39 protein-coding genes are annotated in these 21,601 nt (G+C 60.7%); 10 read left to right on the top strand and 29 right to left on the bottom strand.

Annotation, left to right across the window (positions count from 1 at the left end):
* Nucleotides 1–6: 6 nt before the first annotated feature.
* On the bottom strand, nucleotides 7–522 hold the full coding sequence (locus FW789_RS03235) for a phage tail tube protein (RefSeq protein ID WP_446430900.1): 516 nt from the start codon (nucleotides 520–522) through the stop codon (nucleotides 7–9).
* Nucleotides 523–676: 154 nt separating this feature from the next.
* Here FW789_RS03235 and FW789_RS03230 point away from each other — a divergent pair, with 154 nt between their 5' ends.
* The gene (locus tag FW789_RS03230) at nucleotides 677–988 is read left to right on the top strand and encodes a hypothetical protein (RefSeq protein WP_446430899.1); all 312 of its coding nucleotides are present in this window, start codon (nucleotides 677–679) and stop codon (nucleotides 986–988) included.
* A gap of 100 nt (nucleotides 989–1,088) precedes the next feature.
* Here the strand turns inward: FW789_RS03230 and FW789_RS03225 are convergent, their stop codons facing one another.
* The 27 genes from FW789_RS03225 to FW789_RS03095 form a co-directional block, all read right to left on the bottom strand.
* Nucleotides 1,089–1,457, bottom strand: coding sequence for a DUF3168 domain-containing protein (locus FW789_RS03225; protein WP_446430898.1), 369 nt, complete (start codon nucleotides 1,455–1,457; stop codon nucleotides 1,089–1,091).
* Entirely contained in the window at nucleotides 1,454–1,939 is a 486-nt protein-coding gene (locus tag FW789_RS03220; RefSeq protein WP_446430897.1) for an HK97-gp10 family putative phage morphogenesis protein, read from the bottom strand. Before FW789_RS03220 ends, FW789_RS03225 begins: the two co-directional genes overlap by 4 nt.
* The gene (locus tag FW789_RS03215; protein ID WP_446430896.1) at nucleotides 1,932–2,273 is read right to left on the bottom strand and encodes a phage head closure protein; all 342 of its coding nucleotides are present in this window, start codon (nucleotides 2,271–2,273) and stop codon (nucleotides 1,932–1,934) included. Before FW789_RS03215 ends, FW789_RS03220 begins: the two co-directional genes overlap by 8 nt.
* Complete coding sequence (locus FW789_RS03210) at nucleotides 2,273–2,749, bottom strand: head-tail connector protein (protein WP_446430895.1); 477 nt, start codon at nucleotides 2,747–2,749, stop codon at nucleotides 2,273–2,275. The genes FW789_RS03215 and FW789_RS03210 overlap by 1 nt, the downstream gene beginning before the upstream one ends.
* A 3-nt stretch (nucleotides 2,750–2,752) precedes the next feature.
* Entirely contained in the window at nucleotides 2,753–2,977 is a 225-nt protein-coding gene (locus FW789_RS03205) for a hypothetical protein (RefSeq protein WP_446430894.1), read from the bottom strand.
* 41 nt (nucleotides 2,978–3,018) lie between these two features.
* On the bottom strand, nucleotides 3,019–4,272 hold the full coding sequence (locus FW789_RS03200) for a phage major capsid protein (RefSeq protein ID WP_446430893.1): 1,254 nt from the start codon (nucleotides 4,270–4,272) through the stop codon (nucleotides 3,019–3,021).
* 9 nt (nucleotides 4,273–4,281) lie between these two features.
* Nucleotides 4,282–4,983: an HK97 family phage prohead protease gene (locus FW789_RS03195; protein WP_446430892.1), complete on the bottom strand. Its 702-nt coding sequence runs from the start codon at nucleotides 4,981–4,983 to the stop codon at nucleotides 4,282–4,284.
* Nucleotides 4,980–6,314 (bottom strand): phage portal protein, encoded by a 1,335-nt coding sequence (locus FW789_RS03190; RefSeq protein ID WP_446430891.1) that lies wholly within the window; start codon nucleotides 6,312–6,314, stop codon nucleotides 4,980–4,982. Before FW789_RS03190 ends, FW789_RS03195 begins: the two co-directional genes overlap by 4 nt.
* Nucleotides 6,307–6,471 carry a hypothetical protein gene (locus FW789_RS03185; protein WP_446430890.1) on the bottom strand — a complete coding sequence of 55 codons (165 nt, stop codon included), beginning with the start codon at nucleotides 6,469–6,471 and terminating at the stop codon, nucleotides 6,307–6,309. Before FW789_RS03185 ends, FW789_RS03190 begins: the two co-directional genes overlap by 8 nt.
* A gap of 10 nt (nucleotides 6,472–6,481) precedes the next feature.
* Complete coding sequence (locus tag FW789_RS03180; RefSeq protein ID WP_446430889.1) at nucleotides 6,482–8,209, bottom strand: terminase large subunit; 1,728 nt, start codon at nucleotides 8,207–8,209, stop codon at nucleotides 6,482–6,484.
* Nucleotides 8,209–8,688 (bottom strand): phage terminase small subunit P27 family, encoded by a 480-nt coding sequence (locus FW789_RS03175; RefSeq protein ID WP_446430888.1) that lies wholly within the window; start codon nucleotides 8,686–8,688, stop codon nucleotides 8,209–8,211. The genes FW789_RS03180 and FW789_RS03175 overlap by 1 nt, the downstream gene beginning before the upstream one ends.
* A gap of 146 nt (nucleotides 8,689–8,834) precedes the next feature.
* A complete protein-coding gene (locus FW789_RS03170) occupies nucleotides 8,835–9,215 on the bottom strand; it encodes an HNH endonuclease signature motif containing protein (RefSeq protein WP_446430887.1) in 381 nt (126 codons plus the stop codon).
* Complete coding sequence (locus tag FW789_RS03165) at nucleotides 9,206–9,385, bottom strand: hypothetical protein (protein WP_446430886.1); 180 nt, start codon at nucleotides 9,383–9,385, stop codon at nucleotides 9,206–9,208. The genes FW789_RS03170 and FW789_RS03165 overlap by 10 nt, the downstream gene beginning before the upstream one ends.
* 63 nt (nucleotides 9,386–9,448) lie before the next feature.
* On the bottom strand, nucleotides 9,449–9,640 hold the full coding sequence (locus FW789_RS03160) for a hypothetical protein (RefSeq protein ID WP_446430885.1): 192 nt from the start codon (nucleotides 9,638–9,640) through the stop codon (nucleotides 9,449–9,451).
* Nucleotides 9,637–9,867 carry a hypothetical protein gene (locus FW789_RS03155; protein WP_446430884.1) on the bottom strand — a complete coding sequence of 77 codons (231 nt, stop codon included), beginning with the start codon at nucleotides 9,865–9,867 and terminating at the stop codon, nucleotides 9,637–9,639. The genes FW789_RS03160 and FW789_RS03155 overlap by 4 nt, the downstream gene beginning before the upstream one ends.
* A gap of 19 nt (nucleotides 9,868–9,886) precedes the next feature.
* Entirely contained in the window at nucleotides 9,887–10,168 is a 282-nt protein-coding gene (locus FW789_RS03150) for a phage holin family protein (protein WP_446430883.1), read from the bottom strand.
* Nucleotides 10,169–10,543, bottom strand: a complete 375-nt coding sequence (locus tag FW789_RS03145) for a putative holin (protein ID WP_446430882.1) — start codon at nucleotides 10,541–10,543, stop codon at nucleotides 10,169–10,171. It abuts the gene before it with no gap.
* A 130-nt stretch (nucleotides 10,544–10,673) separates the two neighbouring features.
* On the bottom strand, nucleotides 10,674–11,015 hold the full coding sequence (locus FW789_RS03140) for an antiterminator Q family protein (RefSeq protein WP_446430881.1): 342 nt from the start codon (nucleotides 11,013–11,015) through the stop codon (nucleotides 10,674–10,676).
* 10 nt (nucleotides 11,016–11,025) lie between these two features.
* Nucleotides 11,026–11,343, bottom strand: a complete 318-nt coding sequence (locus tag FW789_RS03135; protein WP_446430880.1) for a hypothetical protein — start codon at nucleotides 11,341–11,343, stop codon at nucleotides 11,026–11,028.
* Complete coding sequence (locus FW789_RS03130) at nucleotides 11,340–11,507, bottom strand: hypothetical protein (protein ID WP_446430879.1); 168 nt, start codon at nucleotides 11,505–11,507, stop codon at nucleotides 11,340–11,342. Before FW789_RS03130 ends, FW789_RS03135 begins: the two co-directional genes overlap by 4 nt.
* Nucleotides 11,504–12,802 carry a tyrosine-type recombinase/integrase gene (locus tag FW789_RS03125; RefSeq protein ID WP_446430878.1) on the bottom strand — a complete coding sequence of 433 codons (1,299 nt, stop codon included), beginning with the start codon at nucleotides 12,800–12,802 and terminating at the stop codon, nucleotides 11,504–11,506. The genes FW789_RS03130 and FW789_RS03125 overlap by 4 nt, the downstream gene beginning before the upstream one ends.
* Nucleotides 12,799–13,224 carry a VRR-NUC domain-containing protein gene (locus tag FW789_RS03120; protein ID WP_446430877.1) on the bottom strand — a complete coding sequence of 142 codons (426 nt, stop codon included), beginning with the start codon at nucleotides 13,222–13,224 and terminating at the stop codon, nucleotides 12,799–12,801. Before FW789_RS03120 ends, FW789_RS03125 begins: the two co-directional genes overlap by 4 nt.
* Nucleotides 13,221–13,517, bottom strand: a complete 297-nt coding sequence (locus FW789_RS03115) for a DUF1364 domain-containing protein (protein ID WP_446430876.1) — start codon at nucleotides 13,515–13,517, stop codon at nucleotides 13,221–13,223. Before FW789_RS03115 ends, FW789_RS03120 begins: the two co-directional genes overlap by 4 nt.
* On the bottom strand, nucleotides 13,499–13,711 hold the full coding sequence (locus FW789_RS03110; protein WP_446430875.1) for a hypothetical protein: 213 nt from the start codon (nucleotides 13,709–13,711) through the stop codon (nucleotides 13,499–13,501). Before FW789_RS03110 ends, FW789_RS03115 begins: the two co-directional genes overlap by 19 nt.
* The gene (locus FW789_RS03105) at nucleotides 13,708–14,520 is read right to left on the bottom strand and encodes an ATP-binding protein (RefSeq protein WP_446430874.1); all 813 of its coding nucleotides are present in this window, start codon (nucleotides 14,518–14,520) and stop codon (nucleotides 13,708–13,710) included. The genes FW789_RS03110 and FW789_RS03105 overlap by 4 nt, the downstream gene beginning before the upstream one ends.
* A complete protein-coding gene (locus tag FW789_RS03100; protein ID WP_446430873.1) occupies nucleotides 14,510–15,364 on the bottom strand; it encodes a replication protein in 855 nt (284 codons plus the stop codon). Before FW789_RS03100 ends, FW789_RS03105 begins: the two co-directional genes overlap by 11 nt.
* A 144-nt stretch (nucleotides 15,365–15,508) precedes the next feature.
* Nucleotides 15,509–15,718 (bottom strand): Cro/CI family transcriptional regulator, encoded by a 210-nt coding sequence (locus tag FW789_RS03095; RefSeq protein ID WP_446430872.1) that lies wholly within the window; start codon nucleotides 15,716–15,718, stop codon nucleotides 15,509–15,511.
* 90 nt (nucleotides 15,719–15,808) lie between these two features.
* On the opposite strand from FW789_RS03095, the gene FW789_RS03090 reads away from it, so the two are divergent.
* The 8 genes from FW789_RS03090 to FW789_RS03055 all read left to right on the top strand — a co-directional run bounded on the left by FW789_RS03090 (nucleotide 15,809) and on the right by FW789_RS03055 (nucleotide 19,817).
* Nucleotides 15,809–16,459, top strand: coding sequence for an XRE family transcriptional regulator (locus FW789_RS03090; RefSeq protein ID WP_446430871.1), 651 nt, complete (start codon nucleotides 15,809–15,811; stop codon nucleotides 16,457–16,459).
* Between the two features lie 23 nt (nucleotides 16,460–16,482).
* Complete coding sequence (locus FW789_RS03085; protein WP_446430870.1) at nucleotides 16,483–16,881, top strand: hypothetical protein; 399 nt, start codon at nucleotides 16,483–16,485, stop codon at nucleotides 16,879–16,881.
* A 428-nt stretch (nucleotides 16,882–17,309) separates the two neighbouring features.
* A complete protein-coding gene (locus tag FW789_RS03080) occupies nucleotides 17,310–17,486 on the top strand; it encodes a hypothetical protein (protein WP_181106599.1) in 177 nt (58 codons plus the stop codon).
* A gap of 152 nt (nucleotides 17,487–17,638) precedes the next feature.
* Nucleotides 17,639–18,022 carry a response regulator transcription factor gene (locus FW789_RS03075; protein WP_446430869.1) on the top strand — a complete coding sequence of 128 codons (384 nt, stop codon included), beginning with the start codon at nucleotides 17,639–17,641 and terminating at the stop codon, nucleotides 18,020–18,022.
* Between the two features lie 17 nt (nucleotides 18,023–18,039).
* A complete protein-coding gene (locus tag FW789_RS03070; RefSeq protein ID WP_259073177.1) occupies nucleotides 18,040–18,300 on the top strand; it encodes a hypothetical protein in 261 nt (86 codons plus the stop codon).
* Entirely contained in the window at nucleotides 18,297–18,845 is a 549-nt protein-coding gene (locus FW789_RS03065) for a hypothetical protein (RefSeq protein ID WP_446430868.1), read from the top strand. Before FW789_RS03070 ends, FW789_RS03065 begins: the two co-directional genes overlap by 4 nt.
* 81 nt (nucleotides 18,846–18,926) lie before the next feature.
* Nucleotides 18,927–19,175, top strand: coding sequence for a hypothetical protein (locus tag FW789_RS03060; RefSeq protein ID WP_446430867.1), 249 nt, complete (start codon nucleotides 18,927–18,929; stop codon nucleotides 19,173–19,175).
* Between the two features lie 78 nt (nucleotides 19,176–19,253).
* Nucleotides 19,254–19,817, top strand: a complete 564-nt coding sequence (locus FW789_RS03055) for a hypothetical protein (protein ID WP_446430866.1) — start codon at nucleotides 19,254–19,256, stop codon at nucleotides 19,815–19,817.
* Between the two features lie 33 nt (nucleotides 19,818–19,850).
* On the opposite strand, the gene FW789_RS03050 is transcribed toward FW789_RS03055, so the two are convergent.
* The gene (locus tag FW789_RS03050; RefSeq protein ID WP_446430865.1) at nucleotides 19,851–20,336 is read right to left on the bottom strand and encodes a hypothetical protein; all 486 of its coding nucleotides are present in this window, start codon (nucleotides 20,334–20,336) and stop codon (nucleotides 19,851–19,853) included.
* Between the two features lie 249 nt (nucleotides 20,337–20,585).
* Between FW789_RS03050 and FW789_RS03045 the strand changes: the two genes are divergently transcribed.
* Nucleotides 20,586–21,554 carry a coiled-coil domain-containing protein gene (locus FW789_RS03045; protein ID WP_446430864.1) on the top strand — a complete coding sequence of 323 codons (969 nt, stop codon included), beginning with the start codon at nucleotides 20,586–20,588 and terminating at the stop codon, nucleotides 21,552–21,554.
* Nucleotides 21,555–21,601 lie beyond the last annotated feature (47 nt).

The raw sequence follows: 21,601 nt of genomic DNA, 5'->3' as shown, positions 1-21,601 counted from the left end.
GCTACCTCAGGCAGTTTTACGGATCCAGGCGGAGCCGCCCGAGCGCTGGATGGATACCGCGGTGCTGACCACGGCGTTTGCGGCGAAGTCGAATGGGAAGTCGGCGACATAGCCCTGGAAAACGAACCAAGTCCGATCATCTGGCAGCTCGAAGTCGTCACCTCCGGTGGCTACCGTGGGGACAGATATCTGCTTGCCTTCGGCGTCGACGGGACCATCGGACCAACCAACGGCCCAGCGCAGGGTAGTATCGCCGTTTGCCTCAGACAGCTGGTGCAGACGAATGTGGCTGGAGCTGTTTGGGTCAGCGTTGATGGTCAGAGAGGCTTGACCTGGGGTGCGCAAGCCCGGCTTGTAGGTACGCTCGTTGGAGCTGAGGCAGGTGTCCTCGATCTGCTCCTTGGGAGAGCCGCCAGGGTTGAAGGCGGTTGCGCACTCCACCTCCATCACAGTCATTGGGCCGGTGCCAGAGGTTGGCGGAACCAGGGCAAAGACCTGGGTGCCTTGGGTCAAAATCGACATGGTTCTCTCCTGTCGGGCAAAGAAAAGCCCGCGCTTGGCGGGCATAAAAATAACTGGCTGGGTATCCAGAGTGGATGTAACCCCAGTAACGGATGAGCAGTGGCTCGTAGTAGCGTTGCGCCTCTCTGGACTGGAAACCCACCAAGGAAGCTATATGGCCGATCAAGAAAACGTTGAATCCCTAACCCAGACAATCGGCGAGCTCAAGGATCAGATCGCCGCGATGCGCGCGGGGGTATGCACCGCTATTGGCGCGCTATCCATAGGTCTGCGGGAGGTGCCAGGGTATAACCCTGCCCTCATGGATGCATTTATCACCCACGCCCTGAAACACAGCTGGCCTTTACAGGACGTACCAGACAACGAAGTTAACGAAGAGCAGTTTTCTGCACCGCTTCGGTTTTTGCTGCAGCAGCACGAAGAGGCTCGGAAGTTTCTGAGAGACGAGATAAACCGGAGAAAGTGATTGACCCGGTTTTGAAATTAAGCCGCATGCCGTGAACCGACACTAAGATGTGGGCGCCGGGTTTTTCGTTGTCGATTTCCTTCATAAGTCCTCCGGTTGATCAGCGCTGGACTATCCAGTCCACGTCGAAGCTGGTTCGGTAGTTCTTGGTGGTGGGGTCTCGGCTCTCGCCGCCCCAGCGAGTGATGCTGGCCCTGAGTTCGATAGCGTCCCGGATGGCGTCTCGTACGCCCCGGACAGAGGTACCGGTGGTGCCGTAGATGTCGACCTGCAGCGTAAAGCCGTCGACATCAGGCCGGCCCGCCAGGTAGTTCTCGGGGTTACCGGCAATCACTTGCCAAACGGCGTAGGGCTTAGCCACTCCCTGGTCCGCTTCCCCAAAAGAGTAGAGGCGAATTTCCGCGCCGTTACCGAGCAGCGCTGTGACGGCAGAGCTCTGCAGGCAGGCCTGCACAATTGGTGGAGTCATGACGGCGCCGCCTTCTTCGCTGCGCGCCGGATAGCGCGGTCAATTGCTTTCTCGTACTCGCTGACGAATATGTTGGTGGCCTCGCTGATACTGTTGGCCAAGGCAGGCCGCATGAACGGCACTGCAGCCATTTTCTCGGTGCCGAACTCTATCAATCGCCAGTGCGGCGTCGGGGAGTTCGGGCTGAGGTCGCCACCATTCTTGAGCACGGCGCCGTGCAGCACACCGATTCGGAAACCGAGATCGCCGGTCTGCTTGAACAGCTTGCCATTCCAGCGCAAGGCGATGTTGTCCGCGATCGAGCGGCCAGTTTCCTTGTCGTCGATCCGCTCAGCGCCTTCTTTGGCCTTCTGCGCCACCACCTGTGCTGCCTTGCGCAATGCGGCTCTTCCACCCTTACGGCGAACGTCATAGCTCAGCGAGTCCAGCTTCCCCAGCAAGCTATCCAGACCGGTGAGGCTGAAGTCGACGCCGTCAGCCATCACGCACCCCCTTCGAGACCAGAATGGTCAGGTACTCCAGCCCAGACTTGTCATCCTCCAAGGGGGGACCCTCAATGCTGTACACCTCACCCCGGTAGATGATGCGCATGGTTGGCAGCACGCCTGGCCGATAGCGGATCACCATCCGGCCCGTGGCTTCGGACTGTGCAGCTTTGGCTGCAACCAGGTCGCGGGCCGATAGCGGCTCGACACGCGCCGGGCACTTTGGCCAACGCACCATCCACTGGGGTTCGCCGTATTCACCGGTCAACGGATCTCGGGGCGTGGTCATCTCCTCGATGTCGATGCGGTGACGGAGCTTGCCGGCCAGCATCACACACCCATCCGGATGCGGTATGGCATCAGCAGATGCTGGGACGCCAGGGGTAGCTCGGTGGCGATGGTGCCGGCTACCACCTCCTCGCGGTTGGCGAACAGGTGGCCCAGCTTGAGCAGGCAAGCAGCCTGGATTTGGGCATTAATCACCATGCCATAGGCGATGGCGTCGGCCTGCTCATAGGCGTCTGCCAGCGCCTGACGGGCGTGCTCAATCAGGCGGCAGCGCAGGACGTGGTCTTGCTCGGCCTCAGCAGCCGCCATGGCCGCGCTATGTGCCTCCCTGGCAGTGCGCATTGCCAGCGGCACGCCGGCGCGAGCTTGGTCGAGCGCAACCTGGTCCAGGTAGAAGCGGCGATTGAGGAAATCCATCGCCGCCCCTTCCGCCGCCTCGAGCTGCGCCTGGACCAGAACCTGGTCGTCAGGCTCTGCCAACAGGTGGTGCATGGCCAGGTCGATGGCGATCACGGACATGGCTTACTCCTTGGGCTTGGTGGCCGCGCCCTTGCCGCCCTTGTTGGCCGGTTCCGGCGCCTTCTTGTTTTCTGGCTCTTCAGCTTTTTTCACGTCGTATTCCTCGATGAGCCCGTTGCGTAACAGGTCACGGGCACGTTGCTCATCTACCGCGATGGTCGAGCCGCGCTTCGCGTAGACGCCGTCGTTGTTGAAACCCTTGATGGTCTTGACACTGACTTCTGGCATGGCATGCCGCGCCCCGTTCCCGAGGCGCGCTCCGATGATGGTTATGGGGCGTCGAATTCGCCGTGAACGAACGACTCTTCGCGGTACACCGCCAGCGCCAAACGCTCCTCGGCGCGGATGGTGACCATGTTGGTGCGGAAGTTGTCGCCGTCTTCAGTGGAGACCTCGACCGCGGCTTCCTCGCGATCGAACACCTGCGCGGCAATGTTCATGGCGCCAACGAGGAACTCACCCTCTGGCACAGCGTTGCTGTCCACCACCGGCAGTTTCCATAGGCGCTGCACGCCGCCTTCCTGCACGTTGACCCAAATGTAGGAGCCATTAGCGTCCTTGGTCAGCTCGATGTCGGCCCAGTCCACAGGGTTCAGGGCGATGGCCGAGGCGCGGTATTCGGCAACACGCACCTGCAGGATCGCGCGGCGCAGGGTATCGATCTTGGTATCGCCGGCTTTGCGCAGCGCATCGTTGAACGCGGTTGCCTGAGGGATCAGGCCCAGCAGGTTCTGACCGGTACCGTCGCCCGCCAGGATCTGCTCTTCCTCTTTGTACTTCAGGCCGTAAATGGCACGACCGTTGATGTAGCTCTGCAGAAGCGGGATGTCCGACAAGACCTGCTTGGAGGCTTTGAACCAGTGAGCAATGGTTCGAACTGGCGTGGTTTTCAGCTCGAAGGAAAGGTCCGACTGGGCCTTCATCGCGCCTTCACCGGCCTGGGCCGCTGCCATGTTCTGGAAGCCGCTTTCACGCACGTACTCGATGGAACTGGAGGACGTTCGGCCCGGCATGATCAGGTCGCGAATGGTGAATTGGCGCTCCGGCTCGGTGACGATTCCGGGCAGGCGAGTCGGCTGGATGGCGACGCCTACGCCACCGGTACCAGTGGTGGCGCTGGTGATGTTGGTGACAGCCTTGCGACCGATTCGCGCGATACCACGCCCACGAGTCTGCAATGCTTGGAAGTCATCGCACTCGGAGAGCTCTTCGCCTACCGACTTCACGTCGATAGGATCGTTGCCCGAGAAGCGGCGGGCCATCTTCTGCTCGATCTCCTGCAGGCGATCCTGCAGTCCCAGGCCGTCTTTTACCAGGCCGTCCAGAATGGTCTTGGTATCGGTCAGGATGGTGCCGTGCTCTTTGATCTCGGCCGCCGCTTTGACGGCAAAGGCCTTGATTTCCTGATCACGCTCGTCGAGCAGGTCGTTGACCGCCTTCAGCTGGACCTTGTCTTCGGCGTGTTCCTTGCGCTGGAACTGGCGGTTTTCGGAGCGAGCCTGGTTGCTCATGGCGTTATGCATGGTGAATCCTCAAAACGATGGGAGAGACAGTGCCGGGCGCGACTTCATCGCCTCGACAAGTTCGATTTCTGCCAGGTCGCCCGCGGACTCGCTCCGGAGCAGGTGCTGCAGGCCGCGGTTGGCAATCACCGCAGACTGGCTTTTCGAGAAACCTGCCTCGCGCAGGAGCAACTCGAATTCAGGCATCGAAGGCAGCCCGCCGTGGGCCAGCTTCGACTTAATGGTGTCGGTTCGCGCTTCGTCGTTGGCCGGAACTGTAACGATGGAGATTTCGATAAGGTCGAGCTTCGTCAGCGTGCGGATTCGGGTCTTCTCGTCAAAACTGGACTCGCGGACGTAGTAACCAATCGACAGGCCGGTAATAGACCGACTCTGCATGCCCCGCTGGGCGATTCGCGCATACGGCGCATCTGGCAGCCACAGCTGACCCTCACCAAACAAACCACGGTCATCTTCCTTGAGGCTGTCGATATCCCAGCTGCCAATCGGCTCGCCGGTGCGGTGCTGCCAGAGCACAGGGAAAGTGCGGCCCTTGGCCTTGGCGTCGGCGATAGACTCGAGAAAAGCGCCAGGCGCGACCACTTCGTTGTAGCTGTCGACCACGCCAAACACTGAGCCGTAGCCAGAAAAAAGGCCGTCGTCGCCGACAGCCTTCACGTCATAGTCGAAAGAGCGATACTTGACCGCCGCCAATCGATCCTTGTGTTTCATTGGGTGTTACCTCTTGGCTGGTCATTGAGCCAGTCGAGCAATGCGGACTTCGCCTGGTTGGCACCGCCTGGATCCTGGCCCAGCATGTCGATAGGCAGCATGTTGGACTGAACGCGGAGCTTGGAGGCGTTCCCCCCCTCTGGTGGCAGGTTCTCTTTCACGCGGCACTCGTCGCTTGTGTAGATGCCGTTCTGAGTCATGGAGCTGTAGAAGGCGGCGCGTGCGGCGCTGTCCATGCGCAATAGGCCTTCTGGGTTGAACTTCACGTAGAAACGGCGACGCTCGTCAGGGCGAAGCAGGCGGCGGTTGGCGCACATCTCGATGCGCTTGATCCAGGGCAGCAGAGTGAACGACAGGAAGCCGATCATCTGCTGCTCCATGCCGGTGCCCCAGCTGGTCGAGTTCTGCGTGTGCCCAACCATCCAAGGCGGGACACGGAACCAACGGCAGATCTCCTCTACGTTGAAGGCCCGCGTCTGCAGCATTTGGGCGTCCTCGGGCGTCATCGATACCTGCTGGTACTTCATGCCCGCCTCGAGCAGCATGGTCTTGCCGGCGTTCGTGGCGCCCTCGTATTGCTTGACCATGTCATCGCGAATCTCTGTCCGCTGTTTTGGATTTAGGATCTGGTCGGTTGAAAGCACCCCGCCCAACTTCATGCCGTTGGCAAACATCTTCGCAGCCGACTCATCGGCAGCCATTGCCGAGCCCAACACTTGGCGCCCGTACGACAGCGGAGAAAGCCCGCACAACGGATCAGTACCGAACGCTCGGACGTGAACCATCTGTTCGTCCGTAAGCGTGTGAGGCTTGCCGAAGGCGTCTATGAATCGGTACTCGATGCGCCCATCGGACAGGCGCCGCGGCGGCGACATATTCTGCGGAAGCAGGAACTCCAAGCTGGTCAGCGCCTGGCCACTCATATGCGGCTCGCAGAAAGCGTTGCCCTGCAGCAGTAGGCTAGCCATGACGTTCTCCCAGAACTCCACTGGGGTCTGATCGGCATTGGGCTGCTGGCTGATCACGAAGTTGACCGGGTGCGCACTGGCCACCGCCGGCGCGCCGTTCTTGTCTTCGTAGAGTGCGATTGGCAGCGTGGCGATTGTCTCGGCGATAAGCCTGACGCACGCCCAGACCGTCGACAGCTGAAGCGCCGTCTGCTGGCTGACTACCTTGCCCGACGCTGAGTCGGTGCCGTAGAACTTGGTCCAGAACGCCGAGTCAGTGAGGCCGATGCGTCTGCCAGCCCAGCTGGCCACGCTCGAAGCCATGCCCGGCTCGGCAGATTTGACCAGAGCCGCCCCAAGCACTTGAGTGAGAGATTTAGCCACCGGTCAGCCCCTTGCGTAGAAATCCGGCAGCTGCGAGGCATGCGGATGCTGCAGCCAAGAGGCTGTAACCCAGACCTGCCAGCACATAGACGCCCGCAACGCCCAGCAGAAGGCCGCCGGCAGCGAGCACCAGAAAGATGATGAGACCAGTTTTCATAGGGTTCCTATCAGCCAAGCACGATGGGGTTGGCGAAGAAGTTATCGAAGCCGCCTGAGCCGCCGGCCACCAGGCGCAGCACCGAGCCAATGGCCATGATTAGCGCGATCGCGCCGTCGATTTTGTTGTCATCGCCCTGCTTGATCGGACGCACCACATCGTCGTTACCGGGCAGGTTCTTGCCGATCACGTTGCCGATACACCAGGTCATGATCGGGTTGCCGTCATGGTGGAAGCGGCCCGCCTCGATGGCTGCTTCCAGCTCCTTCATGGGGTCGGACATGTTCGTATAGTTCTGGGTGACGGTGATGGGGTTGAATCCTTCGTCATCCAGGTCATGGCTCAAGCCTGTCGCGCCGTGTGGGTCAATCGGACTCTCGGTGATCGGCGCAAGTTGGTTTGCTTCCTTCGTGTCCTCAAGAATTTCCCGGTAGTCCACCTCGGCGCCGGGCGTTGTGTGCAGATGGCCAGTGTTGACCCAGGCTTGGAAGCGCTCGGTCATCCGCTTGTTATCCACGTCGTTGGCCGTGTCTTCGGGTACCCAGAACGCCGGCGCCACGCTGTAGTAGTGGATCTTGCCGTCGATCTCGCGCCAGAACAGCCGCGCGCGCGAGTTCATGTCGAGCTTGCGCGCCAGGTCGAATCCGGCGATCCACTCCTGCCCTTCGAACTGCTCAAGCGTGAGCGTCTTGTCCTCGCAGGCCTTCCAGCTCTCCATGTTGAAGAAGCCGGTCTTCGCGCTCACCCAGAGGTTGAGGTGCTTGGTCTTGAACGTGTTGGTGAATCGCGCAGAGCGGATCGCCCTCGCCAGCTGGCTCTCCAGATATTCCTGGAAAACCGAAACCCCCATGCAGGGGTTGGCCTTGGCCAGGTTCTTCGGGTCTGTCCAGTCGTCGCCTTCATCGAGCGTCCAGATGTAGCCGAACAGCTCGTCGTCCGGCACCGTGCCATTGAGCATCTCGATGACTTGGCGCCGCTTGTCGTAGCAAGGGCCTTCGATGTCCGCGCCCGCAGTGGTGATGATGAACATCAACGGCTGCCGGCGGGCGCCCATACCAGTCAGCATGGTGTCGTACTGGGCCGCGGTGTCGTGCTCGTGGAATTCGTCGATGATCGCGCAGGACGGCGATGCGCCGTCACCCGGGTTACCGATCAGCGGCTCGAAGCGGCTGCCGTTGGACGGGATGTTCAGGTTCGAGGCGTTGACCTCGATGCCTGCCGCCTCGATCAACATGGGCGAACGGCTGACCATCAGACGGGCCGGCCGGAACACTTCCCACGCCTGCTTCTCGGTGGTTGCGCCGGAGTAGACCTCGGCGCCGAACTCGTTGTCAGCGGTGAACATGCTGATGCCGACGCCAGCGGCGATCACCGACTTGCCGTTCTTGCGGGGCACCTCCCAGTAGCTTTCGCGAAAGCGTCGGTAGCCGCCCTTCTTCCGCACCCAGCCGAAGGTGCAGGCCAGGCCGAACAACTGCCAGGGCTCAAGGGTGATCAGCTGACGCTTGAACGCCCACTCGCCTTTCGTGTGTGGCAGCAGCTGCATCAGCCGCAGCTTCTTCTCGGCCTTGGCCGGGTCGAACTTGTAGGGGTAGACCTTTGACCGGCTGGCCGCTACGTCGTCAAAGTGCCGCTCAATCGCCTGATGGATGTAACGACAGGCCGGAAACTTGCCTTTGAGAACGGACCTCGCCCAAGCCATTGCCTTGTCGACATTGGTGAACTTGGCTCTGGCCATCAGCTACTCAGTAGGGCTGCAAACTCGTTGGTGGATTTTTGCTTGTTGCCGCCGATGATCCGCGTGCGGCTGGCCGGGTCGAGCCCCAGCATTGAGCCAAAGGTGACCATCTGGCGCATCGCTTCATTCGCTGCGGTCAGTGCTGGGTTTTTAACTGGACCACCTGAAGCGCCCGCGACAACGATGCCATGTTCGCGGACAGACTCTTGCGCCGCCCGCCAGTTGCCATACGCCGTGCAAAATGCCTCGACGTTGTGCAGGTCTGTGAGCGCAAGAACCTTGGCCCTGAGCAGTTCGGGCACCAGCATTTGCCACACGCGGGTGGCGTGTTCGCACAGCCATTCCGGCGCATCAACGTTGGTAACCAGAGCGAAATCGGGTTCGTCCTTGTTCAGCTTGCGCTTGCCGGGATTTCCGGCCAACGCCTTCTGGGCCGTGGGTTTTGGGCGACGGCCGGAGCGCCCGGCAACCCCTGGCATCGGCGCCTCCACTAAACTTTATATTTCGCGGGTGTAAAAAAACGACTGAGGGCGCGGTCTAGAAGCGAAAAGGCCTGAACTTTGGACCCTCCCCCACCCCTAAACGAGAATTCATCTCGATTACGTCGTTATTGGTCGATTTCCGATCAATTTCTGCGTGAGTTTCCGAATCCACCATCCTCAGATGCCGTCTTGGTCGAGTGGCACGGGCCACACAGGGCCTGCCAGTTGCTTCGATCCCAGAACACCGCCATGTCACCCTTGTGAGGCTCTATGTGGTCAACGTCCGTGGCCACGACCACCAGGCCGCGGGCCTGACACTTGATGCACAGAGGATGCTTGGCCAGGAACCCGGCGCGGGCCTGCTGCCACTTGTACCCATACCCGCGAGCTGTCGAGCTTTCGCGAGGCTTCTCGCGAACGAAGCTCTTCACCTGATCAGCGTGGCCATCACAGTAGCCGCTGGCATTCCGATGCAGTGCCCGACACCCTGAGGATCGGCAAGGTCGCTGCGGCCTCAGCGGCATGGTGAGCCGTCCATGTACGTCAGCGGTGGTGCATCTGGGTCTGGTTCATCACCGTCGGCCAGCGCCTCGATCAACGCCAGGTTCTGGGTCGCGATCTGTTCGAGCAGGCAGGTCTGCTTCTGCTGCTGATCCAGGATCTGCTGGAGCAAAGAGATTGCTTGCTCGTTCACGGGCTACCCTCATCCACTTAGTGATCCATTCGCGCCGGGCGGCGCATCCACTGCAGGCCATCGTTACCGCTTCCTCGGACGGTTGAGTGCTCGGCGACCGCACCGAGCGAGGACCATGTCCTGCACTTGGTGAATAGCCATGCAGAACTCATGCTGCTCAAGCGGATGTTCGATCGGCAGCTTCAGATACTCATCCCAAGCGTCAGCGAGCAGTCGAGCCACCTTGGCCTCTTGGTCAGTCAGCTCGGTCTTCATTGATCAACCTTCCGCATGCCAACCTCTCGCGCGATGTCAGAAGCGCGTTCGCGCACCTCCAGCATCTGGCCGTCGAACGTGTGGACGATGGCGCAGACGCCGTGCCACTGCGAACTGGTGCCGGCCTCCTGCACTCGGGCAATCGCGGTCGGTGCCAAGAAGTGCTGTCGGCGGTTGATGTCAGTAAGTGTGATCATTGCGTGCCCTCGCGCCACGAAACGGCGCATGTCTATTTCGTGGCGCGGATCAGTCCACGCGCAGGATCTTGGCAACGTTCCCCTTGGCCCGGCATACCAGTACAGCTGCCAGCAGGTAGAACGCAGTGTTGAACCAGGACGCATCCGCGAAATCATCATGCAGCACCATGCGGCCGATCAGGCTGACGCACTGCATGCCGGTGACAGCGCAGGCTGCCCACGCCATCAGCGATACGCTCAGCTTGTACCGAGCATCTGGGTATGGCCGGTAGCGCAGCCCGATCATCACGAAGATGACGGCACACAGCGCGGCCTGGATGACAGCAACCATTCAACCCTCCTTCCTGGCTCGCAGGCGGAAGACCCACTGCAGCCATGTCGGCATGCGGCCAGTCTGCATCCACTCCAGCAGGCCAGAGAATGTGACGACGCAGAGCACGCCGCATACGAAGGCGCTGAAGCCAGCGGTCTGGGTCCAGGCCCGGCCCATCAGTTCAGCTGCACCGAAGTAGCCGCCGATCCAGCCAGTGAGCAGATAGCCAACGCGGCGCCAGGTGCTCATGTCCTTGGCGAACACGACGTAGAAGAAAGCCCCGCCGAACGCGCCGACCAATGCAGCGAGATCCAGCTGGGGGAATGCAGCACCGAGGCTGACGCTGGCAAGTACGCCGGTCACTGCGAGGGCACCGGTACTTGGCTCGGCCATAAGCACTGCTCCAGAAACGCAAAAGCCCCGGCGTATGCCAGGGCTTTAAGGTGGTTGTCGGTGATGGTGGACTTGCTCTCGCGCACCTACCGCAAAGTAACACGAAAGATACGGACCGGGACCGGGGATGTCAAGCGGCCTCACGCCGAACTTCCAATGCACCATCAATCCAGGCCACGCCTGCCTTCCACAACTGCCGCGTCTTCTCCTCGCCGAAGCCAAGCTTCTTGCCCACGTCACGCAGAGAAGTATCCCGCGAGGTGTAGTACTTCATGATCACAGCCCCGCACTCGGCATAGCGCTTCAACAACCGACCAACCAGGCGGTCAACAAACAGCGCCTCGTCGTCCGTGATGATTGGGTCCAGAACAGTGTTCTCCCTCGATGCGCAGCACGACACGCCCGATCCCAGCACAACCCACCTGCCCCAATGCTCCAGCAGTTCCTCGGCACTTCGTTCCAAATGGCTCATGTCCTTCCCCTCAATCCCCGGTGTAGTTGGTGCCGCCGGCGCCGCGGCGGTTATTCGATTGGTACTGCGCATCTGGGCCCTCAGTGCGCGGTGGCTGCTGGCGATCAACCTGTTGCTCCAGCTCACGCACTCGCAGACCCAGCTGCGTTACAAGTTCTTCCAGCGGCAGCGGTCGGCCCGTCACCGCAGAGACCCACCCCGACGCATTGCACAGTCCGCAGGGCAGCTCATAGAAGACGCCCTTGATGACCGCTTTTCCTCGGCAGTCGTAGCACTGCGTCAGGACGATCCTTTCCTTCTTGAGCGCCGGGCCGTGGCTCTTGCTCATGCTTTCGAGCCCTCAACCTTCACGCAGCGGAACGTCTTGTTCCCCACATAGAAGCCACCCAGGCGCTCGCATTCGGCAGCGACCGTGTAATGAGCACGCAGCCAACCGATGTAGTAGGCCAGCAGCAGGCCCGATGCCTGGTATGCGAAGTCAGCAATGGTCATTTCGAATCCTCGCTAGTAACAAATTCAGTAAGACCGCTTGGAGCCTCGCCGCCCGTGGGCTGCACGCGATTCTGTGAAAATTCAAATAAGGTCTCTGTAAGGCCGTGAATGGCGGAAAAACCGATGCTGTCTAACCAGCCGTGCCACTTCTCCAAGGCTGCCCGGCGCTGCTGCATGGCTTGCGTGTGGATGTAGGTGCTGGCGATCTTGCCCAGCGAATGGTTGAGCAGCATCTCGCCGATGTGCCCGTCGATGCCGAGGTCGGTCCAGGTGCTGCGGGAGACCTTGCGCAGATCGTGACTGGTCCACGCGCCCTGCCCCAACCGGGTGAATACGTTGCTGGCCTGAGTCTCGCTCAACGGCAAGCCTCGACGATTCGGGAACAGGTAGGCGCCGCTGTAGCCTTGGCTCTGCTGCATGGCCCGGTAGCGGGTCAGCAGCGACTTGAGCTGGCTGGTCAGTGGCAGGCGGTGCTCGGTGCGGGTCTTGGTGTTGGCTGCCGGGATGAACCACTCGGACGCAGCCAGCGAGATGTCCGCCCAGCGCGCCATGCGGGTCTCGCCGATCCGGGTGCCATGGGCCAGCATCATGAGAGCCAGCATGGCACCGCCCGGGAAATCTTCGAAAGCCTTGGCCAGTTGCTGCATCAGCTCAGGCAGTTGCACGTCACGCAGTCGCGCTGCCTTGGGCCTGACACGGGCTTTGGTGAAATCCTTGAAGCGCATCCCGGCCATAGGGTTGCGCCCGATCATGCCGAGCGTGTGCGCCTGGCGGAAAGCGATCAGCAGCAGCGCGAAGATCTGCTGCAGGTAGGACAGCGACACATCGGCTTGGCACGGCCACATCAGCTGCTTGTCCAGCGATTCGGCGCTCACCTCGGCAATGGCCAGGCCGGACAGTCGTGGGCGCAGGTGCTGGGCCACGGCAGATCGGGCGCCGGCCTTGCGCTTGGTGGAGAGCGAGCGGTCGTCCAGCATCCGGTCGACATACCAGTCCAGCAGCTCACCTACGGTCGCCATGCCGGACACCGCCACCGGCGCCGCTGAGTCGCGCATTACCCGCCGCCGCAGCGTAGGCAGCTCGGCCAGCACATCGGCAACACTCAACTCCGGCCAATGGGCGATCGGCTCCCAACGCTTGCCGGTGACCATGTGCCAGGTGCCACGCTCGCGACTGGTCCAGAAACGCAGGTACAGGCCGGGGTGACGCGGGTCTCGCAGATCGCGCACCGACACATCGGCAGCCTGCCGGCGGATCTCGGCCTCGCTGAGTTTTACTGCTCGGGTCGCGCTCATGCGGCCACCGTGGCCGGCAACACCAGATACGCCCGCAGTTGCTCCATGGCATCGAAGTGCCCACGGCACACAATAGCCAGGTAGCCCTGGGCATTCAGCCGGCGAAGGCAGTCCTTCTGGCTGGTCGAGACCGGCGCAGGCTCCACGGTCGCCTTGAATTCGATGTACAGGCCGAAGTAGCCGCCGCGTGCCATCGGCAGCACCAAGTCAGGAATACCGGCCTTCACGCCCTGAGCCTTGAGCTTGGCGGCAACAGCCTTCACCCGATGTCCACCGTTCGGGACGTGGTAGATCAGCTCGAAAACCTCTGGGTAGCGCAGCTCAATCTCCCGCATCAGGGCGGCCTGCTCCTGCCCCTCTCGGTCGATTGGCTTGGCGAGGGGAGTTTTGGACTTGAACGGGCGGATGGCGGGCGGTTTCATGCGACGAAAACCCCCTCGTTGATCAGCAGCGAATGAGTGCGCATTACGCCCTCGGCGTGGTACTGGCGGGCGGTATCGCGGTCGACGGCCTTGCTGCGACCATCGCATGCGTCATGGCAGGCGCTGCAGGCCCAGGCACCCTGCAAGTCGTGCGGCTTGGAACCGACGCCGCAGGTGCCCGCCATGCGGTAGTGCGCCAGAACTGTCGTTTCAGGGTTGCCGTTGCAAACGCCCGGGATGCGCACCTGGCAATCCCGGCCGCGCGCGGCGTTGGTCAGTTTCGATTGCCGCATGGGCTGTCTTCTCCATGAAGATCAATGACGAGGTAAGTGCTCGGCCACAGCAGCTTGCCGTGGGCAGTAGCAATCTCCCTGCTGCCATAAAGCGCAATGGGCGGCGCGGGAGCGTCGGATAGTCCGAGCAGGTGGCTCTGGCAGTAGAGGGCGTAGCGGTAGGTGGACGGATCAGGAGCGAGGAGCGTGCTCATACCGACTCCTTGCCGCGGTGGGATTCCCACTCGAAAGGCACCACCACCCCGCCACCCTCGCGGAGACGGTCGTAGCAGCGTTCGCCCATGGCGTGCCGCAGCTGGCCGGGCTCCAAATTGGAGATCACCACAGTGGGGCGCATCTGCTCGTAACGGCCGTTGATGATTGAAAACAGGGTGGTCAGCTCAAATTCGCTCGGTTGCTCCTTGCTCACGCCGACCTCATCCAGCACCAGGAGCGAAGGCTCGATCAGGCTCGCCAGAATGTCGGCTTCGGACTGCTCGCTGTTGCGGTCGTAGGTCGCGCGGATGGCTTGCAGGATCGCACCCACGGTCCGGTAGACGGCTGTCGCTGACGTGTTGCGCATCAGGTCGTTGGCCATTCCAGCACCCAAATGGGTCTTGCCGGTACCGACCTTGCCCAACAGCATCAGGCAGCGCCCGGTACGCTCGATCTCCTCGAAAGCGGCCACGTAGCGCGAGCAGTAGGCCAGGGCTTTGCGCTGCCCTTCGTGCTCAACGCGGTAGTTGGACAGAGTGCGGTCGGCGAAGCGCTTCGGGATCAGCGCCGAACCCAGCTTGCGGGTCATGGCCTCGCGCTTCAGGCGGGTTTCCTCGGCCTGCTGCTTCGCCTCTCGCTCGGCAATGGCGGCCTTCTCGCACTCAGGGCAACGACCTACGATTTCGCGACCCATCAGCACGGTCACGCGCTGCTCAAAGTCGCCGTGATGCTCGCAGTGTGCAGGCTGGACACGGAAACCGGCGGCATTCCGCACGTCGGACATGGTGATCACCGATTCAGATCGCATATACGCCCCCCTCGAGTTCGGTCAGGCCGTCGGTGTAGTCGCGGTCGCTGAAGCCGTGGTGGCGGCTGTTGGGGCTGGCTTTGGCAGGCAACTGGGCGCAGATGCGCTTGGTCACCCACTCAACTTCGAAGCCTCGCCAACCGTTCTCGACGGCGATCTCCAGAGCCTGGGCAGGCTGAATTCCGAACGCCTTGCACTGCTCCAGCTTGGAGTTCAGGGTGGCCCAGATCCTGGCGGTCACCGGGGCCTTGGCGGCTTTGCGGACTACGAGGTAATCAGCGATCAGTGATTCGTCCAGGCCATGCGGGTTGTCGGCCAGCATGGCGGCCTTCCCGAAAGGCGCCTTGCGGTCAGCCTTAGCCGGTGCCGGCGGTTCATCGCTGGGGGGGCATGTAATATCTTCCGTAGGAAGATTTACATAGGGGGTTAGATTCTTAGAATAAAGAAGGGACTCGGCGGTTTTGGTCTGTTTCGACTCTTCGCCGATTCGGACCACCTGGGCCGACTCGGCTGTTTTGGTCTGTTTCGGATCAACGTACACCCAGTCTTTCGGGTCATTCACGCCGATGTCACCTCGAGCACCGCCGTCTCTGAACAACACGCGGCGGCGCAGGAGGCTGGAGACCGCCTTCGAGACAGTGTCAGGATGTGCGTGGATGGCTTTCGCGATGTCGGTAGCCGGGATGCGCTGGGCACCTGCACCGAAGTTGATTGTGGCCTTGGCCACGTACAGCACAATCTTCATCTCCCGAGCAGGGAGATCGATGGCAAGCAAGCCATCCATGAGCTGGTTGTCCATCCGGGTGAACCCCCTGGACTTGTCAAGTGGGACGATATTTGTCATGCTCAAATCCGTATAAGTGCTGTAGAGAAAGCCGCCCTGCCAGGCGGTTTTTTTTCGTCTGCGATTTAGGTACTGGATGGATCAGCAGGTGTTTCTTTGATCTGGCATACAGCGGCGGGCGACTGCATCATTAACCCATCGCCGCTAAGCAGCATGATTCGCAAGGGTTGGCCTTAGCTCTATGGCCCTGACCTTTCCCTTTGTGATTACCTCGGCGCGGATTGCAACCTCAGCGCTTACGCCATGAACCCCGCGAAACCATCCGCTCACGGTTCCCTGCTTGACCCCTAACGCGTCGGCAGTAGCTTGCTGAGAACCGAAGTGGTCGATTAATTGCTGAATGGAACTCTTCATGAACCACCGCCGAAATAAAGGTATACCTCTATGCTAGGCCAAAGGCATACCTTTTTGCAAGATCAAAGGCAAGCCTTTATCTTCACGCCCATGGAACTCAAAGACCGTCTTAAACAGGCTAGGAAGCACGCCAAAATATCCCAGGTGCAGCTGGCCGAGCGCGCAGGAATAGCGCAGTCATCTATCTCTGAGATTGAGCGTGGATTGACTCGAACCAGCGGACACTTGGTTAAATTCGCGACCATATGCGGCGTCAGTCCTGTCTGGCTCTCTGAGGGTGCAGGCCCAATGCTGTCTGCACAGAAATCAAACGTAGAGCCTGGCCCTCCTATCCTTTCTACGACCAGAAGGATCGACATAGTGGGGACAGCGCAGTTAGGGCCCGAGGGATACTGGGTAGGCCTAGACATCGGCGAAGGCTGGGTCGAAACGTACTCGAGAGACGAGGACGCCTATGCATTGCGCTTGAAGGGTGACTCAATGGCGCCAGCAATCCGAAATGGATGGGTTGCGATCTGCGAGCCAAACCACAGGCTTGTGCCGGGTGAGTACGTAATGGTCACCACGACAGATGATCAGAGCATGGTCAAAGAACTGCTCTTCGAAAACGAAGATGGCGTGAGCCTGATGTCAGTCAATGCAGCCTATGGCGAGCGCCGCACGATCCCTTGGAGTGAGATATCCAAGATCCACTACGTGGGGAATATCTTAGCGCCTTCCAAAGTCTTGGGGCGTTACTAAAGTCGACTTTCAAGGAGGAACCAGTGAGAAAAATTGCTTATGCTTTGGCTGCTTTCGTGACCATCGCGGGTTGCGCGCAGCAACCGAAGAAGCCTGACCTGACTGCTGCAGAGATGACACCGACCCCAATATGCAAAGGGGAAGAGCAGTGCTCTAGGATGTGGGCGAGAGCCATTGACGGCATCCAGATGGTTACGCGCATGAGGGTGATGAACGCTAGCGATACGTTCATACAGACCTTCCCGACCTCTAAAGTTGGCTTCATGAATGGCCAGGTCATCAAGCAGAGTCTCGGCGACGGAAAATACGCAATCAAGGCTTCGATTGACTGCGGGATACACAGTTGGTGTGACAACATGAGGAACAGAGGGGTCAGCGTTTTCAATGCCAAGGTGCAGGGGTTCGAGCCCCGAGTCGAATAGCACTAGTTATCCCCAACAAAAAGCCCGCTCCGAGCGGGCTTTTTATCGCCCCACTGAAAAAATAAAGGTATACCTGTTGACTCAAAATAAAGGCTACCCTATATTTCAGCCAGACAGACGCCCCCTTGAAACGATTTTGAGTTGGCGGCTACCGCTCTTTACACAACCAGACGTGACCACCTCGACGCACCCAGGCCATCACCTGGGTCGGGACAAGCTAAGTCGTCGACCATGCAGCCTCTGGATAGCTGCCGGACTCCGCCATCGGAGGACGCCAAACCATGCAGCCAGCCGGGAAGAACACCGAACACGAAATGTGTGACCCGGCCAGGTGGGGATAGCCGCGGCAACGGCATGGGGCGGAAGCAAGATTTCACTGGCTGGCCTTGGCGACAAGGCCAGACGGGAAATCAACCAGGAGCAAAGCTATGAAGCGCGCGGAATATGAAGATCTTGAAGGTTATGCAATGGCGGTCCTCATCGGCTTGCTGAGTCAAGGAGGGACTGACCACAGCGTGGCACCAGCCAAGGCGTTCGATATCGCCGAGGCATTCCAGCAAGAAAAGCTGAAGCGTATCGGCGAAAAGCCACCGTTCGACTGCTGAACAACCAGCGCCGCGTCAGCCTGACGATAACTGCCCGATCTACCTGGTTCCCCATCACCAGGCTGCATCGGTCGTGGCGTTCGCCCTCCCCTTGGTCCGGGAGGTAACGGCAGCGAGCGTCACGACCAATGCAGCCCACCGAGAGACACTTCATGGAAACGATCACCTGCGGCTCATGGATTGGCCAGCTCGGCAAGGCGCTGGCTCCCCGCGAGCTCGAAGCAATCCTGTGGGTGGCCCAAGGCCTCACCACCAAAGAGATCGCCCGCCAGATGACGGTCAGCCCGGGCACCGTGGCCAACCGCATCGAGGCCGCGCTGTTCAAGCTGGAAGCCGGCAGGCGCATCGAAGCCGTCACCAAGGCAATGCGCCAACAGATCATCAGCCCGCTCTGCATCCTGCTGGTCGGGATCATGGCCATGCACTCAGCAGTTAACGACGGCGACCCCATCCGACGCGATCGCCGCGCACCCGAGCGCCGCACCGCCCAAGTTCGAATCGTTCGCAGGGCTGAGGCCTTCGAACTTCACGCCTGACCCACCGAGGATCACCCATGCAAACCATCATGCATCCTGCGTTTCAGGAAAAGCTGGCTGTGCTCGCGGCTCTGCTTGAGTACAGCCGCACGCTGCGGGCCGAGACCCGCGCGAAGATCGGCGCGCCGAGCTACCAGGTGGTCAGCAAAGGACCGGCTTGGGATGTAGTCGACATGGCCACCGACTCGGTGCTGGGCTTCGCATTCAGCTATCAGGCCGCTCTGCGTTTCGCCTCAGCGATGGAGGCCGGCGCCGCCAGCAAGAGAGGCCTGCAGTGATTGGCCAAAACATTCCGGATCAGCGCCAGATCGCTCGCGACTGGCTGAGTTCGAGCGTTGATAGCTTTATCGTTCATGGCGGAGCGATTGAGGTGCTGCCTGGGGCCGGGAATGTGCCGCTGCCCGCCCGCCGCGAACCTGGCCAGCTCGGCGATGCTGCCCAGAAGCCCGTCAACAAGAAGACGGCCGCTCGCCTCAAGCGGATTGCAGAGATTCGCGAACTCGCCAAGACAATGACCTATGCCCAGGCAATGGCTCACACCGGCATATGCCAGGGCGTTCTGGTGCGTTATGCCGCTGACGGAGGCTTCAAATTCCAGCCTGACCCCCGGCGGGGAAAGGGCAATCTCGGCAGAAAGCTCAGTGACCCCATTGAGGACAGGAGAAAGGCCGAGAAGCTCGTTGCCTACCGCGACGCGGGCCTGAAAAGGAAAGACGCCATCGAGCTGCTGGGGATCTCCTACAAGCAGCTATCTCGAATCCTGCGGGAATTCAACCTCACTTTCCCTACGACCGCCGAGAAGAAGGCGAAGCGAAAGCTATGAAACGAATCACCGCGCGCGTCCGGCACGGCCGGCGCCAGCAGCACATAAATCTGCCGCCCAGCGGCTTGGGAGGTATCGAACATGGCGAAATCGCCAGCCCTGCGCAAGCAAGAACAGCGCGAGCGGGACAAGCTCTCTGCGGAGGAGCGAGAAGCCCGATTGCTGTCACGCCGCATTGTCACGGACCTTTACCACAACACTGACAGCGCGCTTAAGCGAGTGATGTCCCGCGCCGAGATCGAAGAAGACCAGGACATCATCACTCGCCTGATCCACGGTGCCGACCGCCTCACGGACAAGCAGCTTGCAGCGCTAATAAAGCTTTCGTGACTGCTCGCCGTGACATCAAACCCCATTTCCACCATGCCGCATCCGGCCACGGAGGGCGGCGCATGCATGGAGAAAGCCATGAGCACCAGCTACCACTACAAGACCACCTGCCCGGCCGTGCTCGAAGCCGTGCGCGCCTGGGATGAGAAACTCAAGGCCTTCCACTTACAGCGCGAGGCGATGACCAAGATCTTCGGCGGGCCAGGCTCCCCGATGTACAGCGGAAACGACAAGTACGTCGGCGGCGTGAAGATCAGCGCCAGCCGGGATCTGGATGTGCACTGGTGTCGGCCGGATGATCACGGTTACAGATCGCTGCGCACCGCCGCGAAGATCCCAAAAGGCACAGCCAAGGAGGCTAGGCCTGCAATCAAGGCTGAGCATGACCGACTCAAGGCTCTTTGGCTCGAGCACTGCCCGGCACGAATCAGCGCCGATGAAACATGGAAGGCCATAGGCCTGGACTGGGGAACGATCTGGCTCAGCGGTGGGGTGTTCTTCGAGCTAGACGGCACTGTGTACCTGCACCTCGGATTCAAGCTCAGCGATGACGGCGACCAGGTCGAAGGCGCCACGGAGATCATGGCAAGCGAGCTTGAAGCTGCGCGCCAGCAAATCCTCCAGCAACGCAAAGCCGCCTGACCCGCGCTGCCCGCCAGCGCCTTCCATGGTCCTTTAAACGATACGCATCCGTTCCGGGTCAGCACGCATGTACTGAATCCACCGATCCTGGTCCCCACGATCAGCGAAATAAACGATTACTTGCGGGATCAACCACCGCGCTGCATCTAGCAGCAGTGTCGATGAACCACTCGGAGCGCCTTTTTCATAGATGTATCGCAGCCCCATGAAGGTATCTTGCTTCAGCTCGAACAGTTCCTCTAGAGCGGCCAGGCCCAACGCCTCCGCTGCGTGCAAAGGTACGAGCTTGTAGAGCTGCCACAGATTATGGCCTCCCCTGAAACCAGGCTGTCGGGCGCTGTACTGCTGCATGACTGTTCCTTTCCTCTCGTTCTCCACAGGAATAGCCAACAGACTCTTCAGCGTTAACTCAATCGACAAGGCGGCGTTCACTTCACTCTCAAAAGTGAGTCCCTCCCTATTAAGCAACGCAGCTGCCCTTGCATAACGATGCGCTGACTCCAGTACCCATCCAGCCATTGTCCACCTCCGCGCGAATGCCAGTTAACGCACCTCGAGCATAAATTTATCACGCCTCCCCGGCGAGGGCGGCGCCTGCAATGGAGGCAGCATGAAGCCCATCCCCCGCTCCTACTCCCGGCCCCGAGTCGGCATGCCCCAGTTCACGCTATCCAATGTATGCGACGAGTGCGGCGGTAGTCGCGCCCACGGCAACCACAAGGCCTGCTCGAAGAAGCGACAGGCAAGGTATCAATCGGAGAATCGAGCATGAGCAATAACCAGATGGTCCTAGCGCCGCGCGAGCTGCTGGAGCGGCTCGACCTCGGAAAGAACACGGCGGTGGCCATGGCTGCGCTGCCGGAGTTGCGCGAGCTACTCGCCAAGCCAGCCGAGCAGCACCAGGGCGAGCCGGTGGCGCTGCCCGAGCGGCGTGACGAAATGACAGCAGACTGGAGAGATGATCCCGGCGCAGTGCAATGGAACGCCTGCCTTGACGAAATCGCCAAGCTTGGCCCGCTCTACACCCGTCCGGCGCAGGGTGAGCCGGCGTTTTGGATGTATGAAATGGACGGCCATATGGGGCCGCACGTTTACACTAAGACCCGTTGGCGCGAGTGCAAAGAGCCATTTACGGAGACGGCGCTCTACACCCGCGCCGATCCTGCCGAGGTTGGCGAAATCAAAAAGCACAACGCCGAACTACTGGGAGAGGTAGACACGCTGACTGCCGAGGTTGAGCGGCTGCGCGCCGAGAATCAAAGTCTGCGCAAGACTCTGCCGAATTCTACCACTGAGTTGGTAGACCTGCGCGCCCAGCTGGCCGAGGCGCAACAACAATACCGCGATGAACTGGGCAAGCGGCTTGCAGGTGAGGTGAAGTCCGAAGCCAAGCTGGCCGAGCGGGATGCGCTGCTTCGCAAGCTGGCAGCAGACCCAGGTGGCTCTATCCGTCACTACATCAACAGTATCGACGCCGCCCTGTCCGCCAGCGCAGAGCCGAGACCCGTTATCGCTTGGCATGTAGGCGGCAACGGTTATGACCGGATCTGCTTCGAGAAGCCAGACGATCTACCGGGACGCCCTTGCATCCAGGCCATCCACGACCAGCGCCAGCTGATTGACCTGCTCAAGCGCTACGACCTGCGCGACGAAGATGTGCCGCCCGATGAGCGGGGACACGGCATCCCGGGCACATCATTTCAGCGCCTGAACGCCCTTGCCAACGAGGGCGAGTAAGCGACGCGCCGCAAAGAGCACATCTGTACTCCACCCCGGCGTAACCC

The organism is Pseudomonas sp. 1121_17 (assembly GCF_052850745.1).
Note: the sequence above shows the minus strand (reverse complement) of the source record. Positions and strands in the feature narration are given on the sequence as shown.